General features: G+C 71.9%; 19 protein-coding genes and 1 pseudogene. 11 read left to right on the top strand and 9 right to left on the bottom strand.

Features of this window, described 5'->3' with window-relative positions:
- Positions 1 to 18: 18 nt before the first annotated feature.
- Positions 19 to 276 (bottom strand): hypothetical protein, encoded by a 258-nt coding sequence (locus tag ABZU69_RS18575; RefSeq protein ID WP_354965562.1) that lies wholly within the window; start codon positions 274 to 276, stop codon positions 19 to 21.
- A gap of 27 nt (positions 277 to 303) precedes the next feature.
- Here ABZU69_RS18575 and ABZU69_RS18570 point away from each other — a divergent pair, with 27 nt between their 5' ends.
- The 3 genes from ABZU69_RS18570 (at position 304) to ABZU69_RS18560 (ending at position 2,644) form a co-directional block, all read left to right on the top strand.
- Complete coding sequence (locus tag ABZU69_RS18570) at positions 304 to 645, top strand: antibiotic biosynthesis monooxygenase (RefSeq protein ID WP_074313566.1); 342 nt, start codon at positions 304 to 306, stop codon at positions 643 to 645.
- A gap of 24 nt (positions 646 to 669) precedes the next feature.
- Positions 670 to 1,149: a hypothetical protein gene (locus ABZU69_RS18565; RefSeq protein WP_354965561.1), complete on the top strand. Its 480-nt coding sequence runs from the start codon at positions 670 to 672 to the stop codon at positions 1,147 to 1,149.
- 115 nt (positions 1,150 to 1,264) lie between these two features.
- Complete coding sequence (locus ABZU69_RS18560; RefSeq protein WP_354965560.1) at positions 1,265 to 2,644, top strand: glycine--tRNA ligase; 1,380 nt, start codon at positions 1,265 to 1,267, stop codon at positions 2,642 to 2,644.
- A gap of 94 nt (positions 2,645 to 2,738) precedes the next feature.
- Here the strand turns inward: ABZU69_RS18560 and ABZU69_RS18555 are convergent, their stop codons facing one another.
- Positions 2,739 to 3,713, bottom strand: coding sequence for a type IV toxin-antitoxin system AbiEi family antitoxin domain-containing protein (locus ABZU69_RS18555; RefSeq protein ID WP_354965559.1), 975 nt, complete (start codon positions 3,711 to 3,713; stop codon positions 2,739 to 2,741).
- A 177-nt stretch (positions 3,714 to 3,890) separates the two neighbouring features.
- Between ABZU69_RS18555 and dusB the strand changes: the two genes are divergently transcribed.
- Positions 3,891 to 5,063, top strand: coding sequence for a tRNA dihydrouridine synthase DusB (dusB, locus tag ABZU69_RS18550; protein ID WP_354965558.1), 1,173 nt, complete (start codon positions 3,891 to 3,893; stop codon positions 5,061 to 5,063).
- A gap of 66 nt (positions 5,064 to 5,129) precedes the next feature.
- On the opposite strand, the gene ABZU69_RS18545 is transcribed toward dusB, so the two are convergent.
- Complete coding sequence (locus ABZU69_RS18545; protein ID WP_354965557.1) at positions 5,130 to 5,789, bottom strand: C39 family peptidase; 660 nt, start codon at positions 5,787 to 5,789, stop codon at positions 5,130 to 5,132.
- A gap of 437 nt (positions 5,790 to 6,226) precedes the next feature.
- Between ABZU69_RS18545 and ABZU69_RS18540 the strand changes: the two genes are divergently transcribed.
- Positions 6,227 to 7,363 (top strand): Clp protease N-terminal domain-containing protein, encoded by a 1,137-nt coding sequence (locus tag ABZU69_RS18540; protein ID WP_354965556.1) that lies wholly within the window; start codon positions 6,227 to 6,229, stop codon positions 7,361 to 7,363.
- Here the strand turns inward: ABZU69_RS18540 and ABZU69_RS18535 are convergent.
- A complete protein-coding gene (locus tag ABZU69_RS18535) occupies positions 7,360 to 9,039 on the bottom strand; it encodes a beta-N-acetylhexosaminidase (RefSeq protein ID WP_354965654.1) in 1,680 nt (559 codons plus the stop codon). The genes ABZU69_RS18540 and ABZU69_RS18535 overlap by 4 nt on opposite strands.
- A gap of 323 nt (positions 9,040 to 9,362) precedes the next feature.
- On the opposite strand from ABZU69_RS18535, the gene ppdK reads away from it, so the two are divergent.
- Positions 9,363 to 12,071, top strand: coding sequence for a pyruvate, phosphate dikinase (gene ppdK / locus ABZU69_RS18530; protein WP_354965555.1), 2,709 nt, complete (start codon positions 9,363 to 9,365; stop codon positions 12,069 to 12,071).
- 50 nt (positions 12,072 to 12,121) lie between these two features.
- Here ppdK and ABZU69_RS18525 read toward each other — a convergent pair whose 3' ends face one another.
- A complete protein-coding gene (locus tag ABZU69_RS18525) occupies positions 12,122 to 12,622 on the bottom strand; it encodes a roadblock/LC7 domain-containing protein (RefSeq protein WP_354965554.1) in 501 nt (166 codons plus the stop codon).
- A 254-nt stretch (positions 12,623 to 12,876) separates the two neighbouring features.
- Here ABZU69_RS18525 and ABZU69_RS18520 point away from each other — a divergent pair, with 254 nt between their 5' ends.
- From ABZU69_RS18520 to ABZU69_RS18510, 3 genes are read left to right on the top strand one after another with little or no spacing between them, the layout of a single operon-like run.
- Positions 12,877 to 13,230: a VOC family protein gene (locus tag ABZU69_RS18520; RefSeq protein ID WP_354965553.1), complete on the top strand. Its 354-nt coding sequence runs from the start codon at positions 12,877 to 12,879 to the stop codon at positions 13,228 to 13,230.
- Between the two features lie 28 nt (positions 13,231 to 13,258).
- Positions 13,259 to 14,527 (top strand): deoxyguanosinetriphosphate triphosphohydrolase, encoded by a 1,269-nt coding sequence (locus ABZU69_RS18515; RefSeq protein WP_354965653.1) that lies wholly within the window; start codon positions 13,259 to 13,261, stop codon positions 14,525 to 14,527.
- Between the two features lie 15 nt (positions 14,528 to 14,542).
- Positions 14,543 to 15,373: a siderophore-interacting protein gene (locus tag ABZU69_RS18510; protein WP_354965552.1), complete on the top strand. Its 831-nt coding sequence runs from the start codon at positions 14,543 to 14,545 to the stop codon at positions 15,371 to 15,373.
- 6 nt (positions 15,374 to 15,379) lie between these two features.
- On the opposite strand, the gene ABZU69_RS18505 is transcribed toward ABZU69_RS18510, so the two are convergent.
- Both ABZU69_RS18505 and ABZU69_RS18500 read right to left on the bottom strand, forming a co-directional pair.
- On the bottom strand, positions 15,380 to 16,339 hold the full coding sequence (locus ABZU69_RS18505) for a low temperature requirement protein A (protein ID WP_354965551.1): 960 nt from the start codon (positions 16,337 to 16,339) through the stop codon (positions 15,380 to 15,382).
- Positions 16,340 to 16,348: 9 nt separating this feature from the next.
- Complete coding sequence (locus ABZU69_RS18500) at positions 16,349 to 16,588, bottom strand: hypothetical protein (protein WP_354965550.1); 240 nt, start codon at positions 16,586 to 16,588, stop codon at positions 16,349 to 16,351.
- A 113-nt stretch (positions 16,589 to 16,701) separates the two neighbouring features.
- Here ABZU69_RS18500 and dnaG point away from each other — a divergent pair.
- Positions 16,702 to 18,604 (top strand): annotated as a pseudogene (gene dnaG, locus ABZU69_RS18495) (DNA primase).
- On the top strand, positions 18,604 to 19,140 hold the full coding sequence (locus ABZU69_RS18490) for a hypothetical protein (RefSeq protein ID WP_354965549.1): 537 nt from the start codon (positions 18,604 to 18,606) through the stop codon (positions 19,138 to 19,140). The pseudogene dnaG and the gene ABZU69_RS18490 overlap by 1 nt, the downstream one beginning before the upstream one ends.
- A 39-nt stretch (positions 19,141 to 19,179) precedes the next feature.
- Here ABZU69_RS18490 and ABZU69_RS18485 read toward each other — a convergent pair whose 3' ends face one another.
- On the bottom strand, positions 19,180 to 20,199 hold the full coding sequence (locus tag ABZU69_RS18485) for a TAXI family TRAP transporter solute-binding subunit (protein WP_354965548.1): 1,020 nt from the start codon (positions 20,197 to 20,199) through the stop codon (positions 19,180 to 19,182).
- Entirely contained in the window at positions 20,196 to 22,481 is a 2,286-nt protein-coding gene (locus ABZU69_RS18480) for a TRAP transporter fused permease subunit (protein WP_354965547.1), read from the bottom strand. Before ABZU69_RS18480 ends, ABZU69_RS18485 begins: the two co-directional genes overlap by 4 nt.
- Positions 22,482 to 22,595: the final 114 nt, after the last annotated feature.

The raw sequence follows: 22,595 nt of genomic DNA, 5'->3' as shown, positions 1-22,595 counted from the left end.
AAAACGCATGAGTGCATGTCAGAGCAGCTTCACCAGGCCCACCGTCACCAGCAGGGTCAGCATCAGCAGCCGGATCAGCCGGGTCTGCGGGGCCTGAACCGGCCAGGTGGTGGCCAACAGGGCGATCAGGCCCGCGGCCAGCGCCAGCGTCAGCAGCCCGCCGATCACCCCGGGCGTGAAGAACGCGACCAGCACCACCACCAGGGTGAGCAGGAACACCGACGTCGGGTTCGCCCCGGCCAACCGAGCCAGCAGGGGGCGCTGCGTACGCTGCATCCCACAGACTCTACGAGGAGGAACCCGGTGCTGGTGACCAACCGGTTCGTGGTCGACGTCGATGTCGCCGACGACTTCACCGAACGGGCGCACGCCGCCCTCACCGCGCTGGCCGCCCGCCCCGGCTACCTGCGCGGTCAACTGGTCCGGGCGCTGGACGACCCCCGCCACTGGTCCTTGGTCACCGAGTGGGAGTCGGTCGGCACGTACCGGCGGGCGCTGGGCGCCTTCGAGGTCAAGGTGAGCGCGGTGCCGCTGCTCGCCGAGTCGGTCGACGAGCCGTCCGCGTACGAGGCGCTGGCCACCGCGGCGCCCGGCGGGGCCGTGGTGGTCGCCGAGAGTGATCGGGCTGCTGGTCCTTACCGCTGAGCCGTCGGGCACTACCCTGCTCCTATGACCGCACCCGCCCCGCCGCCCGGTCCCGGGGTGGCGCCGCCGTTCGCCGCGCCCCCCACCGAGGGCCGCCGGACCCGGCTCTGGATCGGCCTCGGCGTCGGCGCGCTCGCCGTGCTGCTCTGCTGTGGCGGAGGCGGAGCAGCCGTGGTCGGCCTGGCCGTCACCGGCGTGCAGGCGATCCGGGAACAGGGCCGCACGGTGACCGGCGACTACTACCAGGCACTGGTCGAGCGGAACTACGGACGGGCCTACGACCAGCTCTGCGACGACGCGCAGCGGCGCGAGTCCCGCCCCGAGTTCGAGCGGCGCGCGGCCGCCGAGCCACAGGTCGCCGCGTTCCGGGTGGGTGAGGTGGACACCACCAGCCTGACCGTGCCCGTCGACGTGACGCTCGACGGCGGCGACCGGGAGCAGCAACAGGTCAGCCTGGGTCAGGACGGCCAGACCGGTGGCATGGAGGTCTGCGGGGTGAGCTGAGCCGCCCCCGGTATTCTGCTGGGCTCGGGGCGACAGTGGTCGTACCGTTGTCCCGAACTGACCCGCTCCATCCACATCTCGCCCCCGCCGACCGCCAGCCGGCGTAGGAGGAAACATGCCAGCCGACCGTATCGACGCCGTCGTCAGTCTCGCCAAGCGCCGAGGCTTCGTCTTCCCCTCCAGCGAGATCTATGGAGGCACCCGATCGGCGTGGGACTACGGCCCGCTCGGCGTGGAGCTCAAGGAGAATGTCCGCCGGCAGTGGTGGAAGACCATGGTCCAGCAGCGCGACGACGTGGTCGGCCTCGACTCCGCGGTGATCCTGGCCCGCAGGGTGTGGGAGGCGTCCGGTCACATCGCCGAGTTCGTCGACCCGCTCACCGAGTGCCAGTTCTGCCACAAGCGGTTCCGGGCCGACCACCTCGAGGAGGCGTACGCCGAGAAGCACGGCAAGCCGCTGACCTCGCTCGCCGAGCTCAACTGCCCCAACTGCGGCAACAAGGGCACCTTCACCGAGCCGAAGATGTTCAACGGCCTGATGAAGACCTACTTGGGCCCGGTGGAGAGCGACGAAGGGCTGCACTACCTGCGCCCGGAGACCGCGCAGGGCATCTTCGTCAACTACAAGAACGTCGAGACGGTCGCCCGCAAGAAGCCGCCGTTCGGCATCGCGCAGACCGGCAAGTCGTTCCGCAACGAGATCACCCCGGGCAACTTCATCTTCCGGACCCGCGAGTTCGAGCAGATGGAGATGGAGTTCTTCGTCGAGCCGGGCACCGACGAGCAGTGGCACGAGTACTGGCTCCAGGAGCGCTGGAACTGGTATCTCGACCTCGGCCTGTCGGCGGACAACCTGCGGCTCTTCGAGCACCCCAAGGAGAAGCTCTCGCACTACTCGAAGCGGACCGTGGACATCGAATACCGCTTCCAGTTCGGCGGCACCGAGTTCGCCGAGCTGGAGGGCATCGCCAACCGCACCGACTTCGACCTCTCCACGCACAGCAAGCACTCCGGCGTCGACCTGTCCTACTTCGACCAGACCAAGGGCGAGCGCTGGATGCCGTACGTCATCGAGCCCGCCGCCGGTCTGACCCGCGCCGTGCTCGCCTTCCTGCTGGAGGCGTACGACGAGGACGAGGCGCCGAACACCAAGGGCGGCGTGGACAAGCGCACCGTGATGCGGTTCGACCCGCGGCTGGCCCCGGTCAAGGTGGCGGTGCTGCCGCTGTCCCGCAACGAGGCGCTGTCGCCGAAGGCGAAGGACCTCGCGGCGCTGCTGCGCAAGCGCTGGGTGGTGGAGTTCGACGACTCGCAGGCGATCGGCCGCCGTTACCGCCGGCAGGACGAGATCGGCACCCCGTTCTGCGTGACGGTGGACTTCGACACCCTGGACGACAACGCCGTGACGGTTCGTAACCGGGACACGATGGCCCAGGAGCGGGTCTCCCTGGACCAGGTCGAGCGCTACCTGATCGAGCGTCTCCCCGGCTGCTGAGGTGCAAGGAAGGGCCCCTTCTTAACGCCTCAGGTATAGGAGGGGCCCCTTCTTAACCGCGCACACTCCGGGAGTGGAGTGTGCGCGTACCCGATCAGGTGCCTGCGTGCTCCGGGCCGGCTGAGTCGACCCGGACCCGGAGCGTGGCGCCGACGCCCTGCCGGGACTCGTACGCGTCCTCGACAGTTCGTCGGATGTGGTCCGGATGGCGCCGGAGTTGTGCTGGCGTAACGTGCAGTACCAGGACACCGTGCCGACTCAGCTCGTTGTGCCGTTCCAACGTCCGCGCCCAGTCGCTTGGACTGAAGTGGTACTCCTGCGAATCGACCTCCAGCGCCACCGCCGAGTCGGTCAGGTACCCGTCCGGCGTCGGCAGCGCCGCCCCGTCGAGCGTACGAAGGCGTGGATTCCATCGTATTTCTGGCAGAACTGCGCTGCCTGCCAGGCACTCACGCATCTCCGCCTCTGGAGCCGACCGGGTGCCGGCCACGACCTCCGCGTACGCCATCCTGATCAGCGCTGTGCGACTGCGCCGCGCCCGGCGGATCTCCTCGTCCAGCCTGCCGAGATCGGTGAAGCCGCGCTGGACGGACTCGGCGACGATGGCCCGCACTGGGCGAAGCTGCCGTAGGTCACGGGCCGCGTCCACCACCGCCCGCGCCGGCGAGCAAACCGGGTAGAGCGCGGTCGACCGGGGCCGATCATCGAGTGCCAGGGCTCGCCGAACAAGGGCGTAACCCGCCGACCGGCGCCGCGTGTGGTGCGGCACCACCAGGTGTACGTCGGTGTTGCGCGGAATCTGGCGGAACCCGTACCAGGCGAGCGCCGCGAAGCTGGTGAGCTGCGCCCGCGGCCCGGCGTAGAGCGCTGCGGAGATCCGCCGTTGTTCATCGGTCAGTACGCCCGTCACCAGGGCGTACGTCGCCGGCAGGACGCGTTGCCACTGCCCGCGCCGGGCCTGACGGTACAGGTACATGTCGTCGTAGCCGGCGGCGAGCAACTGAGCTCGGGTGGCGATCTGCTGCTGCCGCTCGACCACCGCCGCCAGCTCGGGTGGATGTTCACGCATGACCGCAGCCTGGCTGCCGGAGCCGGGCTGTTCCCGTCCCAGCCGTACGAGCTGTGGACAACCCGCCTGCTGTGGACAACCCCGTTGATCATTGCTTGGTGTGATATGCGTCGTGTTAATAGGGGGCCCTTCCTATGCACCAGGCGTTAAGCAGGGGCCCTTCCTTACACTTGTCCGGTGAATGTTTCGACCGTGCCTGTGCTGCGCCCGTTGACGCTCGGGCGGTATCAGGTGTGGCCGCCGGTTGTGCTCGCGCCGATGGCCGGGATCACCAACGTCGGGTTCCGGCGGCTGTGCCGGGAGCAGGGCGGCGGCATCTACGTCTGCGAGATGATCACCACGCGGGCACTGGTCGAGCGGAATCCGAAGACGCTGCGCATGATCGCGTTCGGTGACGACGAGCAGCCGCGCAGCCTCCAGCTCTACGGCACCGATCCGGAGATCACCGCCGCCGCGGTGCGGATCGTCGTGGAGCGCAACCTGGCCGATCACATCGACCTGAACTTCGGCTGCCCGGTGCCCAAGGTGACCCGCCGGGGTGGCGGCGCGGCGTTGCCGTGGCGACGCCGGCTCTTCGCCCGGCTGGTGAAGGCCGCGGTGGACGCCGCGTCGCCGGCCGGGGTGCCGGTCACGGTCAAGATGCGCAAGGGCATCGACGACGACCATCTGACGTACGTCGAAGCCGGGCTCGCGGCCCAGGAGGCCGGTGTCGCCGCGGTGGCCCTGCACGGACGCACGGCCGGGCAGCGTTACTCGGGCACGGCCGACTGGGACGCGATCGCCACGCTCAAGCAGGCCCTGGACGTGCCGGTGCTCGGCAACGGCGACATCTGGGAGGCCGACGACGCGCTGCGGATGGTCGCGCACACCGGCGTCGACGGCGTGGTGATCGGGCGCGGCTGCCTGGGCCGACCGTGGCTCTTCGCCGACCTGGAGGCCGCCTTCCACGGTCGGCCGGAGCGGCGGCTGCCCACCCTCGGCGAGGTGGCGGTGACCATGCGCCGGCACGCCGAGCTGCTGGTCGACCAGTTCGTCGCGGGGGCGCGCAACCCGGCCCGCGGTGAGCGGGACGGGTGCACCGACTTCCGCAAGCACGTCGCCTGGTACCTCAAGGGCTTTCCGGTCGGCGGCGAGCTGCGCCGCTCGCTGGCGATGATCGAGAGCCTGGCCCAGCTCGACGACCTGCTCGGCAAGCTCGACCCGGCGGAGCCGTTCCCGGTGGCCGCCCTCGGCCAGCCGCGCGGCCGGACGAACTCCCCGGGCAAGGTCTTCCTGCCCGACGGTTGGCTCGCGAGCCGGGACGACGACGTCGTCCCCGAGGACGCGGAGCTGGACGACTCCGGCGGCTGACCGCCTCCGACGACGACGAGAGGCCGGCCCCCGATGGGGGCCGGCCTCTCGCTCACGCGCAGGGGATCAGGAGGTGGCGTAGCCGCGGCTGGCGATCCAGTTCGCCAGGTTGGCGATGCTCACGTCGTAGGCGGGGTCGTTGGGGTTGGCCGAGTCGGCGATGGTGGCCGTGTCGCCGTTGTCGCGGTAGCCCACGACGCTGATGTAGTGGCCGTTGTCGTACGAATGGGTGTTGCCGTCGGTGTCCGTGGTGGTGCCGTAGATGTTGGCGACCACGGCCCGGCCCGCGTCCACGGTGCGGACGACGTCGGCGCGCAGCGTCTTGACCTGGGCGTCGCTCGCCTGGTCGTCGCGCATCTCGACGCTGTGGTACGCGTTCTTGCCGGTCTCCTGGTTGAGCACCGGGGTGATGTCGAAGATGGAGCCGGTGCCGGCCTCGGTGGTGCCCATCTTCTTGGCCATGTCGTCGACGCTGATCTCCTTGCCCAGTACGGACAGGGCGTTACGGGTTGCGGCGGGCCCGCAGTCGAAGAAGTTGGGCTGCGCCGCGTAGCGGACGTTCAGCTCGCGTTCGCTGGGGCTCTTGCGGTCGCCCTGCGTCTGGGTGGTGGCGGGCTTGGCGTCCGACGCGGCGTATGCAGCGGTGACGGGTCCGACGATGGCGCCACCGGTGCAGGCGAGGCCGGCAGCGGTCAGAGCGGCCTTACGAATCAGATCGGTACGCATGATGGCGTGCTCCTCTGCTCGGGGTACGCGCGACACAGTCCTGCGTCACACGGGATCGGGAAGGTCCGGAGTGATCTGCCGGGCGGCCGTGTGGCCTGCTCCGGTGTCCTGGGGATGTAACCGTCTGGGCCGGCGAGCCATTCCGCCGATGCAGAGGCGGCGGTCAACCCGAAACAGGATGTCCCGTCGGTTATCGACAATGCGGGAGTGCGGGCCCCATAAACCGGACATCAGTCGTTCCTGTCATATTACCGGGCTTTGGCATGTCCCCCCCAAATGCCGCCGGAACCGGACAAGGGCAATCTTCGCTCATCTCCTCGTGGTAATCGGGTCAGTACCTCTATGTACTGTGTGCCGCAGAACTGGTGCGCAGATCGGGAAGATGATCGGGCAAATCTTCGGCTGGTTGCTCCCCTGTGGCGGGGATGGGGCGGTAAGTGGTGACGGAAGGGCCGCGCGGGGGGCGGGAGGTCGTCTCGAATCTGGCCGCCGCGGCGGCGGCCTGCTGGCGACATGGGCGCGACGTCGTCGAGACGACGGACATCCTCGTCGAACTGGCGACCTCGATCGCGTCACTCGACCGTCTGCTCGGCCCGCGTGCGCACGATCTCCCCGAGGCGGTTCGTGGCCTTCCGGCGGAGCTTGCGTCGCCCGACGCGCCGGCGACGCGCGCACCAGCCGTCCGGGAGGCCGAGGCTGTCCTGCGAGAGGCGACCTGGGAGGCCCGCCGGGAGCTGCGGCACGACCGCGGCGAGGCGGCGCCCGCCTGGAGCGCGGCCAGTCGCGCCGCCGTCACCGGGGCCCTCGACACCGCCGCAGCCAGGGGTGTCCAGCACGCACACGGGATGCATCTCCTCTCGGCGCTGCTCGACGACCCCGCGTGCCGTGCCACCGGCGCGTTGACGCGCCTGGGTTTCACGCAGGACGACATCCTGCGGGCCGTGCCGGTGGGCAAGGTAGTGGCCGAGGAGGGCTCGCCGATCGCCTTCACCGCCGGCTTCCTAGCTGCGGCGGGACTGGTACGGGAGTCGGGCGGTGCGCTGTCCCGGCGAGTGCGCCACCGGCTGAGTCGCCTGGTGCTGCGACCGCACGCCGGTGTCGTCCTCGTGTGGCTCGAGCAGGAGGCGATTCGTCAGACTGTGCGGCTGGGCAGGGCCGACGTCGACAGTGTCGCGCTGCTGGCCGCGATCCTCTCCCTCGACGAGCAGTTGCGGTTCACGCGTCGCACCATCGCGGTGCCCTGGGCCGCCTTGAATGCCGCCCGGGAGAATCTCGTGGGGCACGGGCTCGATCTGCCCACGCTGGCGTCGCGGGCCGTGCCCCTGCCGTCAGCGGTGACCGCGCCGGGCCGGACGTACCACCGGCGGGACATGACCGGAGACCCACCGTTCGGGCGGGACGCGGCGGACGTGGTGGAGCACGCTCGTGGCCTGCCGGACCGACGTGACCTGGGCACGAGCCATCTGGTGCTGGCGATGCTCGCCGAGCCGGGATGCGCCGCTCATGCCCTGCTGGCCGGCGCGGTGGACCCGGCCCGACTGGGACGCGAGCTGTCGAACCGGCTGTCTGCCTAGCGCCGCCGCGGTGTCGACTCGGTGGCGGCGCGGGGCGCAGGAAGCGGCGGCGCGGCGGGCCAGGGGACGTCCGGGGCGGGGTGGAAGGCGATGCCGGCGGCGGCCCAGCGCGGGCCGTGCCCGGCCAGGCGGTCGCGGAACGCGGCCCAGTCGTGCGTCGCCCGGGGCGACCAGCCCAGCTCGGCGATGGCGGGCAGCCGGGGCAGCAGCATGAACTCGATCTCGGCCAGCGAGGTGACCGATTCGGTCCAGAGCGGTGCCTCGACACCGAGTACCGCCGCGTCAGGCACTCCCGTCACGTGTGACCCGGGATCCCAGTCGTACGCCCGGCGCACGTCGATCAGGCCGGCCCAGTCCTGCCCGAGCGGGGTGTCCGGGTCGTACTTCATGTCCAGGTAGGCGTGGTTGCCGGGGGAGAGGATCAGCCGGGCGCCCCGGCGTACCGCCTCGAGGGTGGCCGGGTCTTCGCCGTTCGTGCCCCACCACTGGAGTACCCGCCCGTCGACGTGCGCGGCCGGCGCGAGCTGGTGCCAGCCGACGACGGTCTTGCCGGTGTCGGCGACGATCCGCTGCGTCCGCTCGACGAAACCGGTGTAGACCGCACCCTTGACCTTGAACGCCTCGTCACCGCCGATGTGCAGCCACGGTCCGGGGGTGAGCGCGGCGATCTCACCCAGTACGTCGGCGATGAAGTCGTACGTCCGTTCGTCGGCCGGGTCGACGTAGCTGAAGCCGACCTCGGTGCCGGTGTACGGCGGTGGCGCGACCTTGTCCGGCGCCAGCTCGGGGTATGCGACCAGCGCCGCGTTGGTGTGCCCGGGGAGGTCGATCTCCGGGATGACGGTGACGTGGCGGGCGGCGGCGTAGCTGACGATCCGCCGGTAGTCGGCCTTGGTGTAGTGCCCGCCGGGGCCGCCGCCGACCTCGGTCGCCCCACCGACGGTGGTCAACCTCGGCCAGGAGTCGACGGCGATCCGCCAGCCCTGGTCGTCGGTGAGGTGCAGGTGCAGGTGGTTGAGCTTGTACCGGGCCAGGTGGTCGACGACGCGCAGGACGTCCTCGACGTCGAAGAAGTGCCGTGCCACGTCGAGCATCGCGCCCCGGTACGAAAAGCGGGGTGCGTCGGTGATGGTCCCGCCCGGCAGCATCCACCGTTCGGTGACCGGGGCCGGGCTCTCGATCGCCGGTGGCAGCAACTGGCGCAGGGTCTGCACGCCGTGGAAGAGGCCGGTGGCGGTGGCCGCGGTGATGGTGACGCCGGCGCGGGTCACGGCGAGCCGGTATCCCTCCGCGCCCAGGCTGTCGTCGTCGTTGAGCACGAGCGCGATGCCGCCCGCCGCCGGTCGGGTGGTGTCGGTGACCGGCAGCGGGTAACCGGTGGCGGGTCGCAGCAGCTCGGCGAGGTGCGCGGCGACCGTCAGCGCGGCGGGGTCGGCGCTGGCCACGATGACGGCGTCGGGTGGTAGCAGCCAGTCCCCGGCCGGGTCCGGCTCGACCTGCTGCGGCGCGGGCACGACGTCGGCCAGCCGGACCGGGGCCGGCGGGGCGAGCAGTTCGCCGGCGGCCTGCTCGGCAGACCGGGCGAGCGTGGCGGCGTCCGGTTCGTGCGCCGACAGCGGCATGGAGCCGGTGGGACCGGGTCCGCCGGGGGTGGCGGTGGGTCCGGGCGAGGGGATGGTCGACACGGCGGCGGCTCCGGGGGGTGTATTCGCGTCGGTTATGGCAAAAGTGAGGTTCACCGGCTGGCGTTGCCGTCAAGGGTACGGCGACAGGCCGGGATGCGTGATCGTGCGCATGGAAGCGTTCCCAAAAACCGGTACGAACGCGGATAGTCGTGATAGCTGTGCCGATTGTCACCGAACGGTCCCGGGCCACTCGATGTTCGCTTAACCTTCGCCCACCGATCGGCGTCGACCCCGGGATTACCGGTGGTCCGTCCCGGGGTATGAGGAAACTGAACCTTCGTTAAGTGTCAATCCGGCGCGCGTGGGAGGCTCTGGTGGCAGCGCAAGAGACCGTCGATCACAAGTACGTCTACGACTTCACCGAGGGCAACAAGGACCTCAAGGACCTGCTCGGCGGCAAGGGCGCCAACCTCGCCGAGATGACCAACCTCGGTCTGCCCGTTCCGCCTGGCTTCACCATCACCACCGAGGCCTGCCAGGCGTACCTCACGACCGGCCAGGAGCCGGACGGGCTCGCCGACCAGATCGAGGCGCACCTGGAATCGCTGGAGCGCGCGATGGGCAAGCGCCTCGGTGACCCGCAGGACCCGTTGCTGGTCTCCGTCCGCTCGGGCGCCAAGTTCTCCATGCCCGGCATGATGGAGACCGTCCTCAACGTCGGCCTCAACGACCAGAGCGTGGTCGGGCTCTCCGCGCAGGCCGGGAGGAACGACCGGTTCGCCTGGGACTCGTACCGGCGACTCATTCAGATGTTCGGCAAGACCGTCTGCGAGGTGCCGGGCGAGGAGTTCGAGCACGCCCTCGACGACATCAAGCGCGCCAAGAACACCCACAACGACCTGGACCTGGACGCGGACGACCTTCGCGGGCTGGTCGACGCGTACAAGAAGATCTTCCTGAAGCACACGGGTCGGGAGTTCCCGCAGCAGCCGCGCGAGCAGCTCGACCTGGCCATCCGGGCGGTCTTCGAGTCGTGGAACGCCGAGCGCGCGGTGCTCTACCGCCGCCAGGAGCGGATCCCGGCCGACCTCGGCACCGCGGTCAACGTGGTGACCATGGTCTTCGGCAACCTCGGCCCGGATTCCGGCACCGGCGTCGCGTTCACCCGCGATCCGGCCAGCGGCGCCCAGGGCATCTACGGCGACTACCTGGCCAACGCCCAGGGCGAGGACGTGGTCGCCGGCATCCGCAACACGGTGCCGTTGCAGGAGCTGGAGCAGCTGGACAAGACGTCCTACGACCAGCTGCTCTCCTTCATGGCCCGGCTGGAGGAGCACTACCGGGACCTCTGCGACATCGAGTTCACCATCGAGCGCGGCAAGCTGTGGATGTTGCAGACCCGCGTGGGCAAGCGCACCGCCGCCGCCGCGTTCGTCATCGCCGGCCAGCTCGTCGACGAGGGCCTGATCGACCTGGACGAGGCGCTGCACCGGGTCAACGGCGCGCAGTTGGCCCAGCTGATGTTTCCCCGCTTCCAGCTCGACCACGAGTTCCAGCCGGTCGCGAAGGGCATCGGCGCCTCGCCCGGCGCGGCGTCCGGCAAGGTGGTCTTCACCTCCGCCCGGGCCGTCGAGCTGGCCGCCGAGGGCGAGTCGGTGATCCTGGTCCGCCGGGAGACCAACCCGGACGACCTGAACGGCATGATCGCCGCCAAGGGCATCCTCACCTCGCGCGGTGGCAAGACCAGCCACGCCGCCGTGGTGGCCCGGGGGATGGGCAAGACCTGCGTCTCCGGCGCCGACGAGATCGACGTGAACGTGCCGGCGAAGCGGTTCACCGTGGCCGGCCAGACCGTGAGCGAGGGCGACGTCGTCTCCGTCGACGGCACCACCGGCAAGGTCTACCTGGGCGAGGTGCCAGTCATGCCGTCGGAGGTGGTGCAGTACTTCGAGGGCAGTCTCGACCCGGAGCACATCGACAACGCGCTGGTCCGTGCCGTACACCGGATCATGACGCACGCCGACGACAGGCGGCGGCTCGCGGTCCGCACGAACGCCGACACCGGCGCGGACGCCGCCCGGGCCCGGCGCTTCGGCGCCGAGGGCATCGGCCTGTGCCGCACCGAGCACATGTTCCTCGGCGACCGGCGCGAGCTGGTCGAGCGGCTGATCCTGGCCCGCGCGGACGATGAGCGGGAGGCGGCGCTGACCGCGCTGCTGCCGTTGCAGCGGGCCGACTTCGAGGAGATCTTCCGCGAGATGGACGGCCTGCCGGTCACCGTCCGGCTGATCGACCCGCCGCTGCACGAGTTCCTGCCGCCGCTGGAGCAGCTCGCGGTCAACGTCGCGGTCGCCCAGGAGCGCGGCGAGGACGTGGCCAAGGAGGAGGCGCTGCTCGCCGCCGTCCGGCGGATGCACGAGGAGAACCCGATGCTCGGGCTCCGGGGCGTCCGCCTCGGCCTGGTCATCCCCGGATTGTTCGCGATGCAGGTCCGGGCCATCGCCGAGGCGGCCGTCGCCTGCGCCCGCGGCGGCGGGGTGGCCAAGCCGGAGATCATGGTGCCGCTGGTCGGCGCCGTGCAGGAGCTGGAGACGGTGCGCGCCGAAGCCGAGAAGATCATCGCCGAGGTGGTCGGGGACAGCGGCGTCGAGGTGCTGATCGGCACCATGATCGAGGTGCCGCGGGCGGCGCTGACCGCCGGGCAGATCGCCGAGGCGGCCGAGTTCTTCTCCTTCGGCACCAACGACCTCACCCAGATGGCCTGGGGCTTCTCCCGGGACGACGTCGAGGGCGCGTTCTTCTGGCGCTACCTGGAGCTGGGCATCTTCGGTATCTCGCCGTTCGAGTCGATCGACCGCGACGGCGTCGGCCGGCTGGTGCGGATCGCCGCCGAGGAGGGTCGGGCCGCGCGGCCCGGACTGAAGCTCGGCGTCTGCGGTGAGCACGGCGGCGACCCGGACTCGGTGCACTTCTTCCACGAGGTCGGCCTGGACTACGTCTCCTGCTCGCCGTTCCGGGTGCCGGTGGCCCGGCTGGAGGCCGGCCGCGCGGTGGTGGAGACCGACGGCTCGGACAGCCGCTGACGCGGTGCCGGCGGCGGCCCGGGCCTCCGGACCGCCGCCGGCACCGATCATCAGATCGGCGGGCGACGCCAGGTGGGCCGCGCCGAGCGGCGCAACTGCGCCGGCAGGGTGGCCATCGGGGTACGCATGACCAGCGGCGCGTGCGCGTCCGGTACGGCCGAGACGGGGGGTCTCGCGTCCCGGTTGTCCAGCACCGAGCCGGCCCGGCGCGCCACCGCCCGGGCTTCCTCGTGCAGCCCCTCCAGGTCGTCCGCCGCCGTGACGGTGACCAGGGTCAGCAGGGCGGTGCGCCCAGCCGGGTAGGTGACCACGCAGCCGGCGGTGGTGCGCACCACCGACTCCCGGAAGTCGCCCCGCCGCACCGTGTCGGCCACCCGGTGACCCAGACCGAAGCTCGCGGCGGCGAGCGCGGCGAGGTGGGTGGCGTCGGTGCTGGGCAGGTCACTGGAGATGAGCAGCCCGTCGGTGCCGGCCAGCACGGTCCCCGCGACCTCGGGGCGGCGCCGACGCAGCCCGCGTAGCTCCGTGCCGACCACCATGTCTGCGTCCACGAGCGTCTTCTCCCTACCGGTCGGGCCCCTGCGTGCGATCAGTTGGTCACGTTCCGCGCCGGGAACGCTACCGGCGGCCACTTCCGTCCGCGAGCCCGTAACGGTCGGCGATCGGCTGACAACTCCCGGCCAATCGGCGGTTGTGGACCTTTCGGCGAGGCGTCGCGGGCAGGTCGGTCGGCCCTGGCGGGCGTAATCTTGGCTCGCTCGTACACCGCCGATTGCGCACGCCGTCGAGGGGGGAAGGGGACTGCATGAGCAGCGTCTGGGAGAGCCTGACCGTCGACGCCCGCGATCCGGCCCGACTGGCCCGCTGGTGGGCCGAGGCGCTCGGCTACCAGGTCGTCGCCGAGGAGCCGGACGGCGTGGAGATCCGCCAGTCCGCGGACCGGCGTCCCGCCCTGTTCTTCGCGCGGGTGGCCGACGGCAAGGAGCGGAAGAACCGGCTGCACCTCGACCTGCGCCCCGCTGACCAGGAGGCCGAGGTCGAGCGGTTGGTCGACATGGGCGCCCGGCACGTCGACATCGGCCAGGGCGACGTGGACTGGACGGTGCTGGCCGACCCGGAGGGCAACGAGTTCTGCGTTCTTCGTGAGCGCGAGGAGTGAGCCGGGTTTGCGAGCCCCGCAGTCGCGGTTGACCGCACCGCCGTCCGGCGCGGCGGACGCCCGGCTGGTCGAGGAGGCCCCCAAGGACACCGGCCACCGTCGGTCACCGTACGAGCGTGACCGCGCCCGGGTGCTGCACTCCGCGGCGTTCCGTCGACTGGCCACGAAGACGCAGGTGCACACCGCCGGCACGGACGACTTCCTGCGTACCCGGCTGACCCACTCGTTGGAGGTCGCCCAGATCGCCCGGGAGATGGGCGCCCGGCTGGGCTGCGACCCTGACGTGGTGGACGTCGCCGGGCTCGCCCACGATCTCGGGCACCCGCCGTTCGGGCACAACGGCGAGGCGGCGCTGGACCTGCTCGCCACGCCCTGCGGCGGCTTCGAGGGCAACGCGCAGACGCTGCGGGTGCTGACCCGGCTGGAGGCGAAGGTGCTCGCCCCGGACGGCTCGTCCGCCGGGCTGAACCTGACCCGAGCCTCGCTCGACGCCATCGGCAAGTACCCCTGGGCGCGGCGGCCGGGCCAGCGGAAGTTCGGGGTGTACGCCGACGACGTTCCGGTCTTCGACTGGCTCCGGGTTGGCGCGCCCGGCGACCGGCGCTGCCTGGAGGCGCAGGTGATGGACTGGGCCGACGACGTCGCGTACTCGGTGCACGACGTGGAGGACGGGATCCACGGCGGGTACGTCTCGCTGCGCCCGCTGCTCGCCGACGCCGACGAGCGGGCAGCTCTCTGCGCCGATGTGGCCGCCACCTACTCGGGGGAGTCCCCGGCGGACCTGGGTGAGGTGCTGGTCGAGCTGCTGGCCGACCCGCTGCTCGCCCCGCTCGCGGGGTACGACGGCAGCCACCGCGCGCAGGCCGCGCTGAAGGCCACCACCAGTGGACTGACCGGTCGGTTCGTCTCCGCGGCGGTGGCCGCCACCGAGGAGCGGTCCGGACCCGGCCCGCACCGCCGCTACGCCGCCGATCTGGTGGTGCCGCGGCTGGTCCGGGCCCACTGCGCCCTGCTCAAGGGCATCGCGCTGCGCTACGTGATGCGTCGCGCCGGCTTCCGGGGCCGCTACGAACGGCAGCGGACGATGCTGGCCGAGCTGGTGGCCGCGCTGGTGCGGCGGGCGCCGGACGGGCTCGATCCGGTCTTCGCCCCGCTGTGGCGGGCCGCGCCGGACGACGCCGCCCGGCTGCGGGTGGTGATCGACCAGGTCGCCTCGCTCACCGACCCGGCGGCCGTGACCTGGCACACCCGTCTGGTCGGCGGCGGCGCACCGCCGGCGGGCGACGGCGAAGATTAGGCTAGCCTAAGTGACATGACGGAACGCCCCAGGAACGTCACCTCGGTCCGGGTGCTGCGCACCGAGCGGCCCACCCCGCACCTCATCCGGCTCGTCCTCGGCGGGGACGAGCTGGCCGACCTGCCGGTGGGCGAGTGCACCGACCACTACATCAAGGTGGTCTTCCCGCAGCCGGGCGTCGCGTACCCGCAGCCGCTGGACCTCGCCGCGATCCGCCGGACCCTGCCCCGGGAGCAGTGGCCCCGGCTGCGGGCGTACACCGTGCGGCGCTGGGACCCGCTCGCCGAGGAGCTGACCGTCGACGTGGTGCACCACGGCGACGAGGGGCTGGCCGGGCCGTGGGCGGCCGCGCTGCGCCCGGGCGATCCGGTGCACTTCGTCGGCCCCGGCGGGGCGTACGCCCCGAGCCCGGACGCGGACTGGCACCTGCTGGTCGGCGACGAGAGCGCGCTGCCGGCGATCGGCGCCGCCCTGGAACGGCTGCCGCTGGGCGCCCCGGCCCATGTCTTCGTGGAGATCGCCGACCCGGCGGAGGAGCAGAAACTACTCAGCCCGGGTGCGGTCCAGCTCACCTGGCTGCACCGCGGTGAGCGCCCGGTGGGTGCCGCGCTGGTGGCGGCGGTCCGAGAGCTGGAGTTTCCGCCCGGTCAGGTGCACGCCTTCGTGCACGGCGAGGCGACCTTCGTCCGGGAGCTGCGCCGGTTGCTGCGCACCGAGCGCGGCCTGCCCGCCGATCAGCTCTCCATCTCCGGCTACTGGCGGCGCGGCATGGACGACGAGGGCTGGCGCTCGACCAAGGCCGACTGGAACCGGCAGGTGGCTGCCGAGGAGACCACGGCCGCCTGAGCACGGTCAGCCGCCGGACCGGCGATCCCACTCCTCGCGGACCGCGGTGAGTCGCCGGTTGAGCAGCACGGCGTACCCGACGATCGCCGCGGCGATCAGGAACAGCAGCAGCCGCGGCTCGCGTACCGTCGCGCCGATCAGGCTGACCGAGACCACCCCGTAGCCGGCGATCGCCACCCGGGCCCTGCTCGGTCGGGCCGAGAGCGCGTACAGGCACAGCCCACACACCACCCAGACCACCACCGAGGCAGCCAGCAACAGCCGCAGCTCCAGCGGCAATCGGCTCGCGCCACGGTCGACCAGCCGGACCGCCTGCCCGAGCGACCAGCCGAGCAGCAGCAGCGCACCGCTGAGCGGGATGTGCAGATAGGTGTACGCCTGCCCGCCACGCAGGCGGGTCGCCGCCTGGCGGGTGGTGACGAAGGTGGTGTAGACCCACCAGACGGCGGCCGGCACGACGAAGGCCAACCCGGCGGTGAGGATCATCTGCGGCCGGGGGTGGTCCGGCACCGCGAAGAGCAGGTTGGCCAGCGCGCTGCCCAGCACGATGATGGTGAATTGCCCGATCCGTTCCGGCAGGTGCCGGTTGTCCACCGGCCATTGCTCGAGCCGGCGTCGGCCGACCCAGGGCGTGGCCAGCTCGATGGCCATCGCGACGATCCACAGCACCGGGCGCGACGCGATCGGCACGACCAGCGAGACCAGCCAGATCAGCCAGCCCAGCCCGAAGCCGAACAGGTAGACCGTGGTCACCGTGCGGGCCTCCGGGTTGGTCGGCCGGGCCCGCAGATACAGCAGGAGCAGTACGCCCCGGACGATCAGGTAGCCGATCGGCAGCAGCGGGCTCTCCGGCACCTCGTCCACGCCGAGCGTCATCGCGCCGGCGCCAACCAGGGCCACCAGCACCAACATCCGGTGCGGCAGGTCGTCCGGGTCGAATCGGGTGTCGTAGTAGACCTGCCCCATCCAGGCCCACTAGACCACCACGAAGAGCCCGATCACGGCCAGCATGGCGTTCGGCGTCGGGGTCGGGTCGGTGCCCAGCCGGGCCACCACCGCCGCCAGCGCGTACACGAAGATGACGTCCAGGAAGAGTTCCAGCCAGGTGGCGTGCCGGTGCCCGGCCTCGTCCGTCAGCGGCTCAGGCCCGCGTACGCCCAGCCAACCGGTCAACCATCCGGGCAGGTGCGCGCTGACGGTCCGTACCCTGCGCATCTGGTCATGGTCCCCGCGCGGACCCGGCTCCCGGGCCGGAACCGAAGAGCCGGTGGCGGCCGCCGCCACACCGGCGTCCCCCGGCCGGCGCGTCGTCGGTCCGGCAGGGCAGGATGTACGCCGAGGGGGTGGCGCATGGCTGGGCGGATCCGGGACGAGGACATCGCACTGGTCCGGGAACGCTCCTCGATCGGGGATGTGATCTCCGAGACCGTCACGCTGAAGTCCGCTGGGGGCGGCAACCTCAAGGGCCTGTGCCCGTTCCACGACGAGAAGAGCCCGTCGTTCAACGTCTCCCCGGCCCGCAACGTCTGGTACTGCTTCGGCTGCGGAGCCGGCGGCGACGCGATCAAGTTCCTGATGGACGCCGAGCACCTCAGCTTCGTCGAGTCCGTCGAGCGGTTGGCCGGCCGCGCCGGCATCCAACTGCGCTACGTGGAGGACGACAAGGGCACCCCGCGCCCCCGTCCCCAGCAGGGCCAGCGCCAGCGCTTGGTGGCCGCGCACGCCGCCGCGGTCGAGTTCTACCGGGCGCAACTCAGCACCGCCGGCGCCCGGCCGGCGCGGGAGTTCCTGGCCCAGCGCGGCTTCGACCGGGCCGCCGCCGAGCGCTACGGCTGCGGCTTCGCGCCGGAAGGTTGGGACCTGCTCACCAAGCACCTTCGCCAGCAGGGCTTCACCCACCAGGAGCTGGTCACCGCCGGGCTGTCCCGAGAGTCCCGCTCCGGCACGCTGATCGACCGGTTCCGCCGGCGGCTGCTCTGGCCGATCCGCGACCTCGCCGGTGACGTGATCGGCTTCGGTGCCCGCAAGCTCTTCGACGACGACGACGGGCCGAAGTACCTGAACACCCCCGAGACGCCGATCTACAAGAAGTCGCACGTGCTCTACGGCATCGACCAGGCCAAGCGGGAGATCGCCAAGCAGGGCCGTGCGGTGATCGTCGAGGGTTACACCGACGTGATGGCGTGCCACCTGGCCGGGGTGACCACAGCAGTGGCGACCTGCGGCACCGCTTTCGCAGCGGACCACATATCTGTCCTGCGTCGGCTCCTGTTCGACAGCGACGAGGTGGCCGGCGAGATTATCTTTACCTTCGACGGCGATGCTGCCGGCCAGAAGGCCGCACTGCGCGCCTTCGAAGACGATCAGCGCTTCGTCGGGCGCACCTTCATCGCGGTCAGCCCGGACAACATGGACCCGTGCGATCTGCGGCTGGCCAAGGGTGACCTGGCGGTGCGTGACCTGGTCGCCCGCCGCGAGCCGCTGGTCGACTTCGCGCTGCGACACGTGATCAGCCGCTTCGACCTGGACACCGTCGACGGCCGGGTCGAGGCGATGCGCCACGCCGCGCCGCTGGTCGCGCGACTGAAGGACCGGGAGAAGCGCCCGGAGTACGTCCGCAAGCTCGCCATGGACCTCGGCATGGAGATCGAGCCGGTGCAGCGGGCGGTGCTCGCCGCCGCCAACACCCCGCCGCCCAACGCCCGGGACGCCGCACCCGCGGCCCGGCCCGCCCCGGCCCGCCCCGAGCCGGCGCTGGACAGCCCGCAGTCGATGGTCGAGCGGGAGGCGTTGAAGCTCGCTCTCCAGCAGCCGGTGCTGGCCGGGCCCATGTTCGACGCGGTCGAGGCCACCGAATACCGCCACCCGGTGCACGTCTCGGTGCGCGCGGCCATCGCGGCGGCCGGCGGGGCCGCGTCGGCGACCGGCGGCGCGGTCTGGATCGAGTCGGTCCGCGACGCCTGCGACGACCTGGCGTCCGCGGCGCTCGTCGGCGAACTGGCCGTGGAGCCGCTGCGGATCGACGGTGAACCGGACCCGCGCTACGTGTCGATCACGATGGCCCGGGTGCAGTTCGGGTCGGTGACGGCCCGGATCCGGGAGCTCAAGTCCCGGATCCAGCGCATCAACCCGGTCAACAACAAGGACGAGTACTTCGCCGCCTTCGGCGAACTGCTGTCTCTGGAGCAGCACGCGCGGGCGCTGCGCGAGCAGGCAGCAGGAGGGCTCTGATGGGACTGTTCAGCCGCAAGCCGAAGCTTCCCCCGGCCGACCGGCCGCCGCTGACCGCCGACGAGCGGGTGCTGGCCTGGGCGGCGGCGGGCAACGGCGAGGGCGACGGGGTGGTGGTGGCCAGCAACCTCGGGTTGTGGCTGCCCGGCCGCGGGCACCGGCTCGGCTGGCACACCATTCTCAAGGCGGTCTGGTCCGGCCGGGAGCTGACCGTCACGCCCGCCGAGACCCTCGTCGAACGCGACGGCTACACGGTGGTCACCGACGGGCCGGCCGAGACCTACCTGCTGCTCGACCCGGGCGAGCTGCCGCACCAGGTGCGGGCCCGGGTGACCCGCTCGGTCGCGTACACCGAACACCACCCGGTGCCCGGCGGCGCGGCCCGGGTCGCGGCCCGGCGCGTGGCCGGGGTGGACGGTCTGACCTGGACCGTCCGCGTCGACCCCGGCACCGCGCCGGACGACGACGACCTGCTCGCCGCGACCGACCGCCTGATCACCGTCGCCCGCGCCGCCACCGCACCTGTCGACGGCTAGCGGTCGGGCGGCCACTGACCGCCCGACCCCGCCCCCCGGTCAGTTGGCGCCGAGACCCTCCAGCGCCTTGGCGGCACCGCGGTGCAGCGGAACCGGCTCGGTCTTGCGGGCGTTCTCCAGGGAGATGCCCTTGGCCGCCGGGTTGGCCTGGGCGAGGGCGTCCCGCTTGTCGAACACCGTCCGGGTGATCGCGCAGGCGACGTTGGCGTCCAGGTCCTTGCGGACCAGCAGCACGTTCGGCACGACGATCGTCGGGGTGTCCGCCGCCGTCTTGTACGCGTCCCGGCCGATCGTTCCGGCCTGGTAGGCGGGGCTCAACTCGTTCATCTTCGGCAGCAGGGGCGCGATGTCGATGAACTTCACCGTGTCGCCGGCGGTGGTGAACAGGTCGGTCAGGCCGCCGGTGGGCAGGCCACCGGACCAGAAGAAGCCGTCGACGCTGCCGTCCTTCATGCCCTCGACCGTCTTGGCCAGGTCCAGGCGCTGCGCACGGATGTCCTTGGCCGGATCGAGGCCCGCGGCCTCCAGCAGCCGGTTGGCGATCACCTCCGTGCCAGACTTCGGGGACCCGGTGGAGATCCTCTTGCCCCGCATGTCGGCCACCGAGCCGATCTGGGCGCCGTTGCGGACCACGACCTGGGTGTAGTTGTCGTAGATGCGCGCGAGCGCCTCGACCGGCTGCGGCGCGGTGAAGCTCCCCTTGCCCTGAACCGCGTTGACCGCCGTGTCGAAGAGGGAGAACGCCACGTCGTACTGGCCGCCGACCAACTGCTCGACGTTCTGCACCGAGGCGCCGGTCTCCGCGGCGGTGCCGGTGAGCTTGCCGCCGGTCGCCCCGGACAGCTGCCCGGCCAGGGCGTTGCCGACCACGTAGTAGACGCCGGTCGCGTTTCCGGTGGCGATGCCCACCCGGGTCTCCCGGTCCACCTCACAGGTGACCTCGCTGGCCGCGTCGTCCTTGGCCGCGCCGCCCTGCTGGCCTCCGCACCCCGCCGCGCCGACCGCCACGAGGGCCACCACACTCAGGCCCGCCACGAGCCGTACGTCGATTCGTCTCACAGTTTCTCCTCCCGGAGGTTGGCTGGTGATCCGGCTCGCGGCCCGCCGGTCCGGCCGGCGGCTCCGCGTCGTACGAGCACCCCCGCCACCGCGACGGCGGCCAGTGCGGCGCCGACCGTGACCGGCACGGGTTCGAGCCAGAGCAGGGTGACCCCTGCGAGTGCGCCGAGCACGCGCTCCGGGGCGCCGGCGGGGCCGACGCCGGGCAGCCAACCGCCGGCGGCGACGGCGAGCACGGCCACGCTGAGCGCGACGACCACACCGGCGAAGGCGATCCGCCCCGCGCCGCCGATGCCGAGCAGCCCCAGCCCGGCCGGCGTGATCACGAAGGCGATCGGGGTCAGGTAGGCCGGCAGCGCGTACCGCAGGGTCTGCCACATGGTCGGCACCAGCCGGCCGCCGGTGACCGCCGCGGCGGCCACCGCGGCGAGCGCGGTCGGCGGGGACACCTCGGACAGGACCGCGAAGTAGAAGACGAACATCGCCGCGGCCGGCGCCGTCACGCCCAGGTCGAGCAGCGCCGGGCCGACGATCACCCAACCGATCACGAACGAGGCGGTGACCGGCACGGCCAGGCCCAGCAGGCTCAGTGCGACGGCCGCGAGCAGCGCGGTGAGCACCAGCACGAGGGTCGGGTCCGAGGTGACCGCCTTGGCCCCGCCGATCAGCAGCGCCGCCGCCTGCGGCCCGAGGCCGGTCTTCGTGGTGGTGGCGGTGATGATGCCGGCGGCGGCGCAGACGGCGGTCACCGCCAGCACCCCGCGTACGCCGGTGACGAAGGCGGTCACCAGCCGGGCCGGGGTGAGCTGGTGCGCCCGGTCCAGGAAGGAGAGCGCCACCGCCAGGAGGGTGGCGAGGACGACCGCCCTCGTCGCGGAGAAGCCGACGGCGAGAAGCACGACGATGGCGATCAGCGAGGCGAAGTGGTAGCCGAACCGGGCCAGCAGGCGCCACGGCGAGCTGACGTCGATCACCACCGGGCGTACGCCGGAGCGCCGGGCGTCGATCTCCACGGCGAGCAGGATGCCGAGGTAGTACAGCACCGTCGGCACGGTGGCCCAGCCCAGCACCTGGAGGTACGAGACGCCGAGGTACTCGGCGATGATGAACGCCGCCGCCCCCAGGGTGGGCGGGGAGAGGATCGCGCCCACCCCGGCGGCGGCGAGCATGCCGCCGGCCCGCTCCGGGGGGTAGCCGGCGCGGCGCAGCAGCGGCCAGGTGACCGCGCCGATGCTCACCGTCGTCGCGGCGCCGGACCCGGAGACGGTGCCGAGCAGGAAGCCGGAGGCCACCGCCGTCCGTCCGGCGGCGGTGCGTGAGCGGCGGAACGCCGCCGCCGACAGATCGACGAAGAACCGCCCCGCTCCGGAGAGCTCCAGCACCGCGCCGTAGATGGTGAACAGCACGATGTACGAGGCGGCCACGTCCAGTGGTGTGCCGTAGAAGCCGCTGTCCGAGTTGTAGAACGCGTCGATCAACTGGCTGAAGTCGAGCCCCGAGTGCGCGACCGGCCAGGCCTGCGGCAGCAGCCCGCCGTAGTAGCCGTAGCCGAGGAACAGCAGGCAGACGGCGGGCAGGATCCACCCGGTGGCCCGCCGGCACGCCTCCAGCAGCAGGAGCAGCAGGACGGTGCCCATCACCAGGTCCATCGGCACGAGCAGGCCCTGCCGGTCGAGGAAGGCGTTGTAGCCGCCGCCGCCCGTACCGATGCTGATGGGCAGCACGGGGTAGAGGCAGCCGGCCACCGCCAGAGCGACCAGGGCCCAGTCCACCGCGGTGGGTCGCGCCGGCGCCGAATGTGGCAGGCCCGGCCCGACCGGTCCGTCGCCGCCGGTGCGGCGCAGCCGGGCCCGGAGCCGGGCCGCGAGCCGCAGGTCGGCCGGGTAGACCAGAAAGACCAGCGGCAGTACGCCCGCCAGAAAGAAGATCAAATAGTATTTGCTGCCCTGCGCGAGGGGGCGGAACACCTGCCAGAGGGCGAGCGCGCCGACCGCCAGCGCCGCCGCGGTGAGGAGCAGACCGGCCGGCCCGGACAACACCCGCCCCGGCTTCTCGTCCTCGAACTGGGCGGCCAGGTCCCGCGTCGCCCGTTCGGCGTCGGCGCGGGCGTCGTCGTCGACCCGCCCGGCCTGGTCGCCGCCGTCGGTCGCAGCGGGCGCGTCGGTCTCGGCCGCTCGTGGTCGGGGCGGTGCGCCGCCGTCGCCCGGTGTGGGCTCATCGGCGGAGGAGTTGGCCGGCTGTGCGGGTGGCGGCGAACCGTCGGGCGAACGGGTGGGCGACACGAGGGGACGATACACGTCGATCAAGCGACAGGTGGGGCATCGACATCCGTTTCGCCGGGTGCGGTCGAGGGTTGTGGCAGCGTCCTGTCGTCCCTGCCGGAATTTGCCTGGAGG

Origin of the sequence: Micromonospora sp. NPDC005206 (assembly GCF_040608175.1) — a bacterium.
GTDB lineage: Bacteria > Actinomycetota > Actinomycetes > Mycobacteriales > Micromonosporaceae > Micromonospora.
This window is presented reverse-complemented; position numbering and strand designations above follow the sequence as displayed.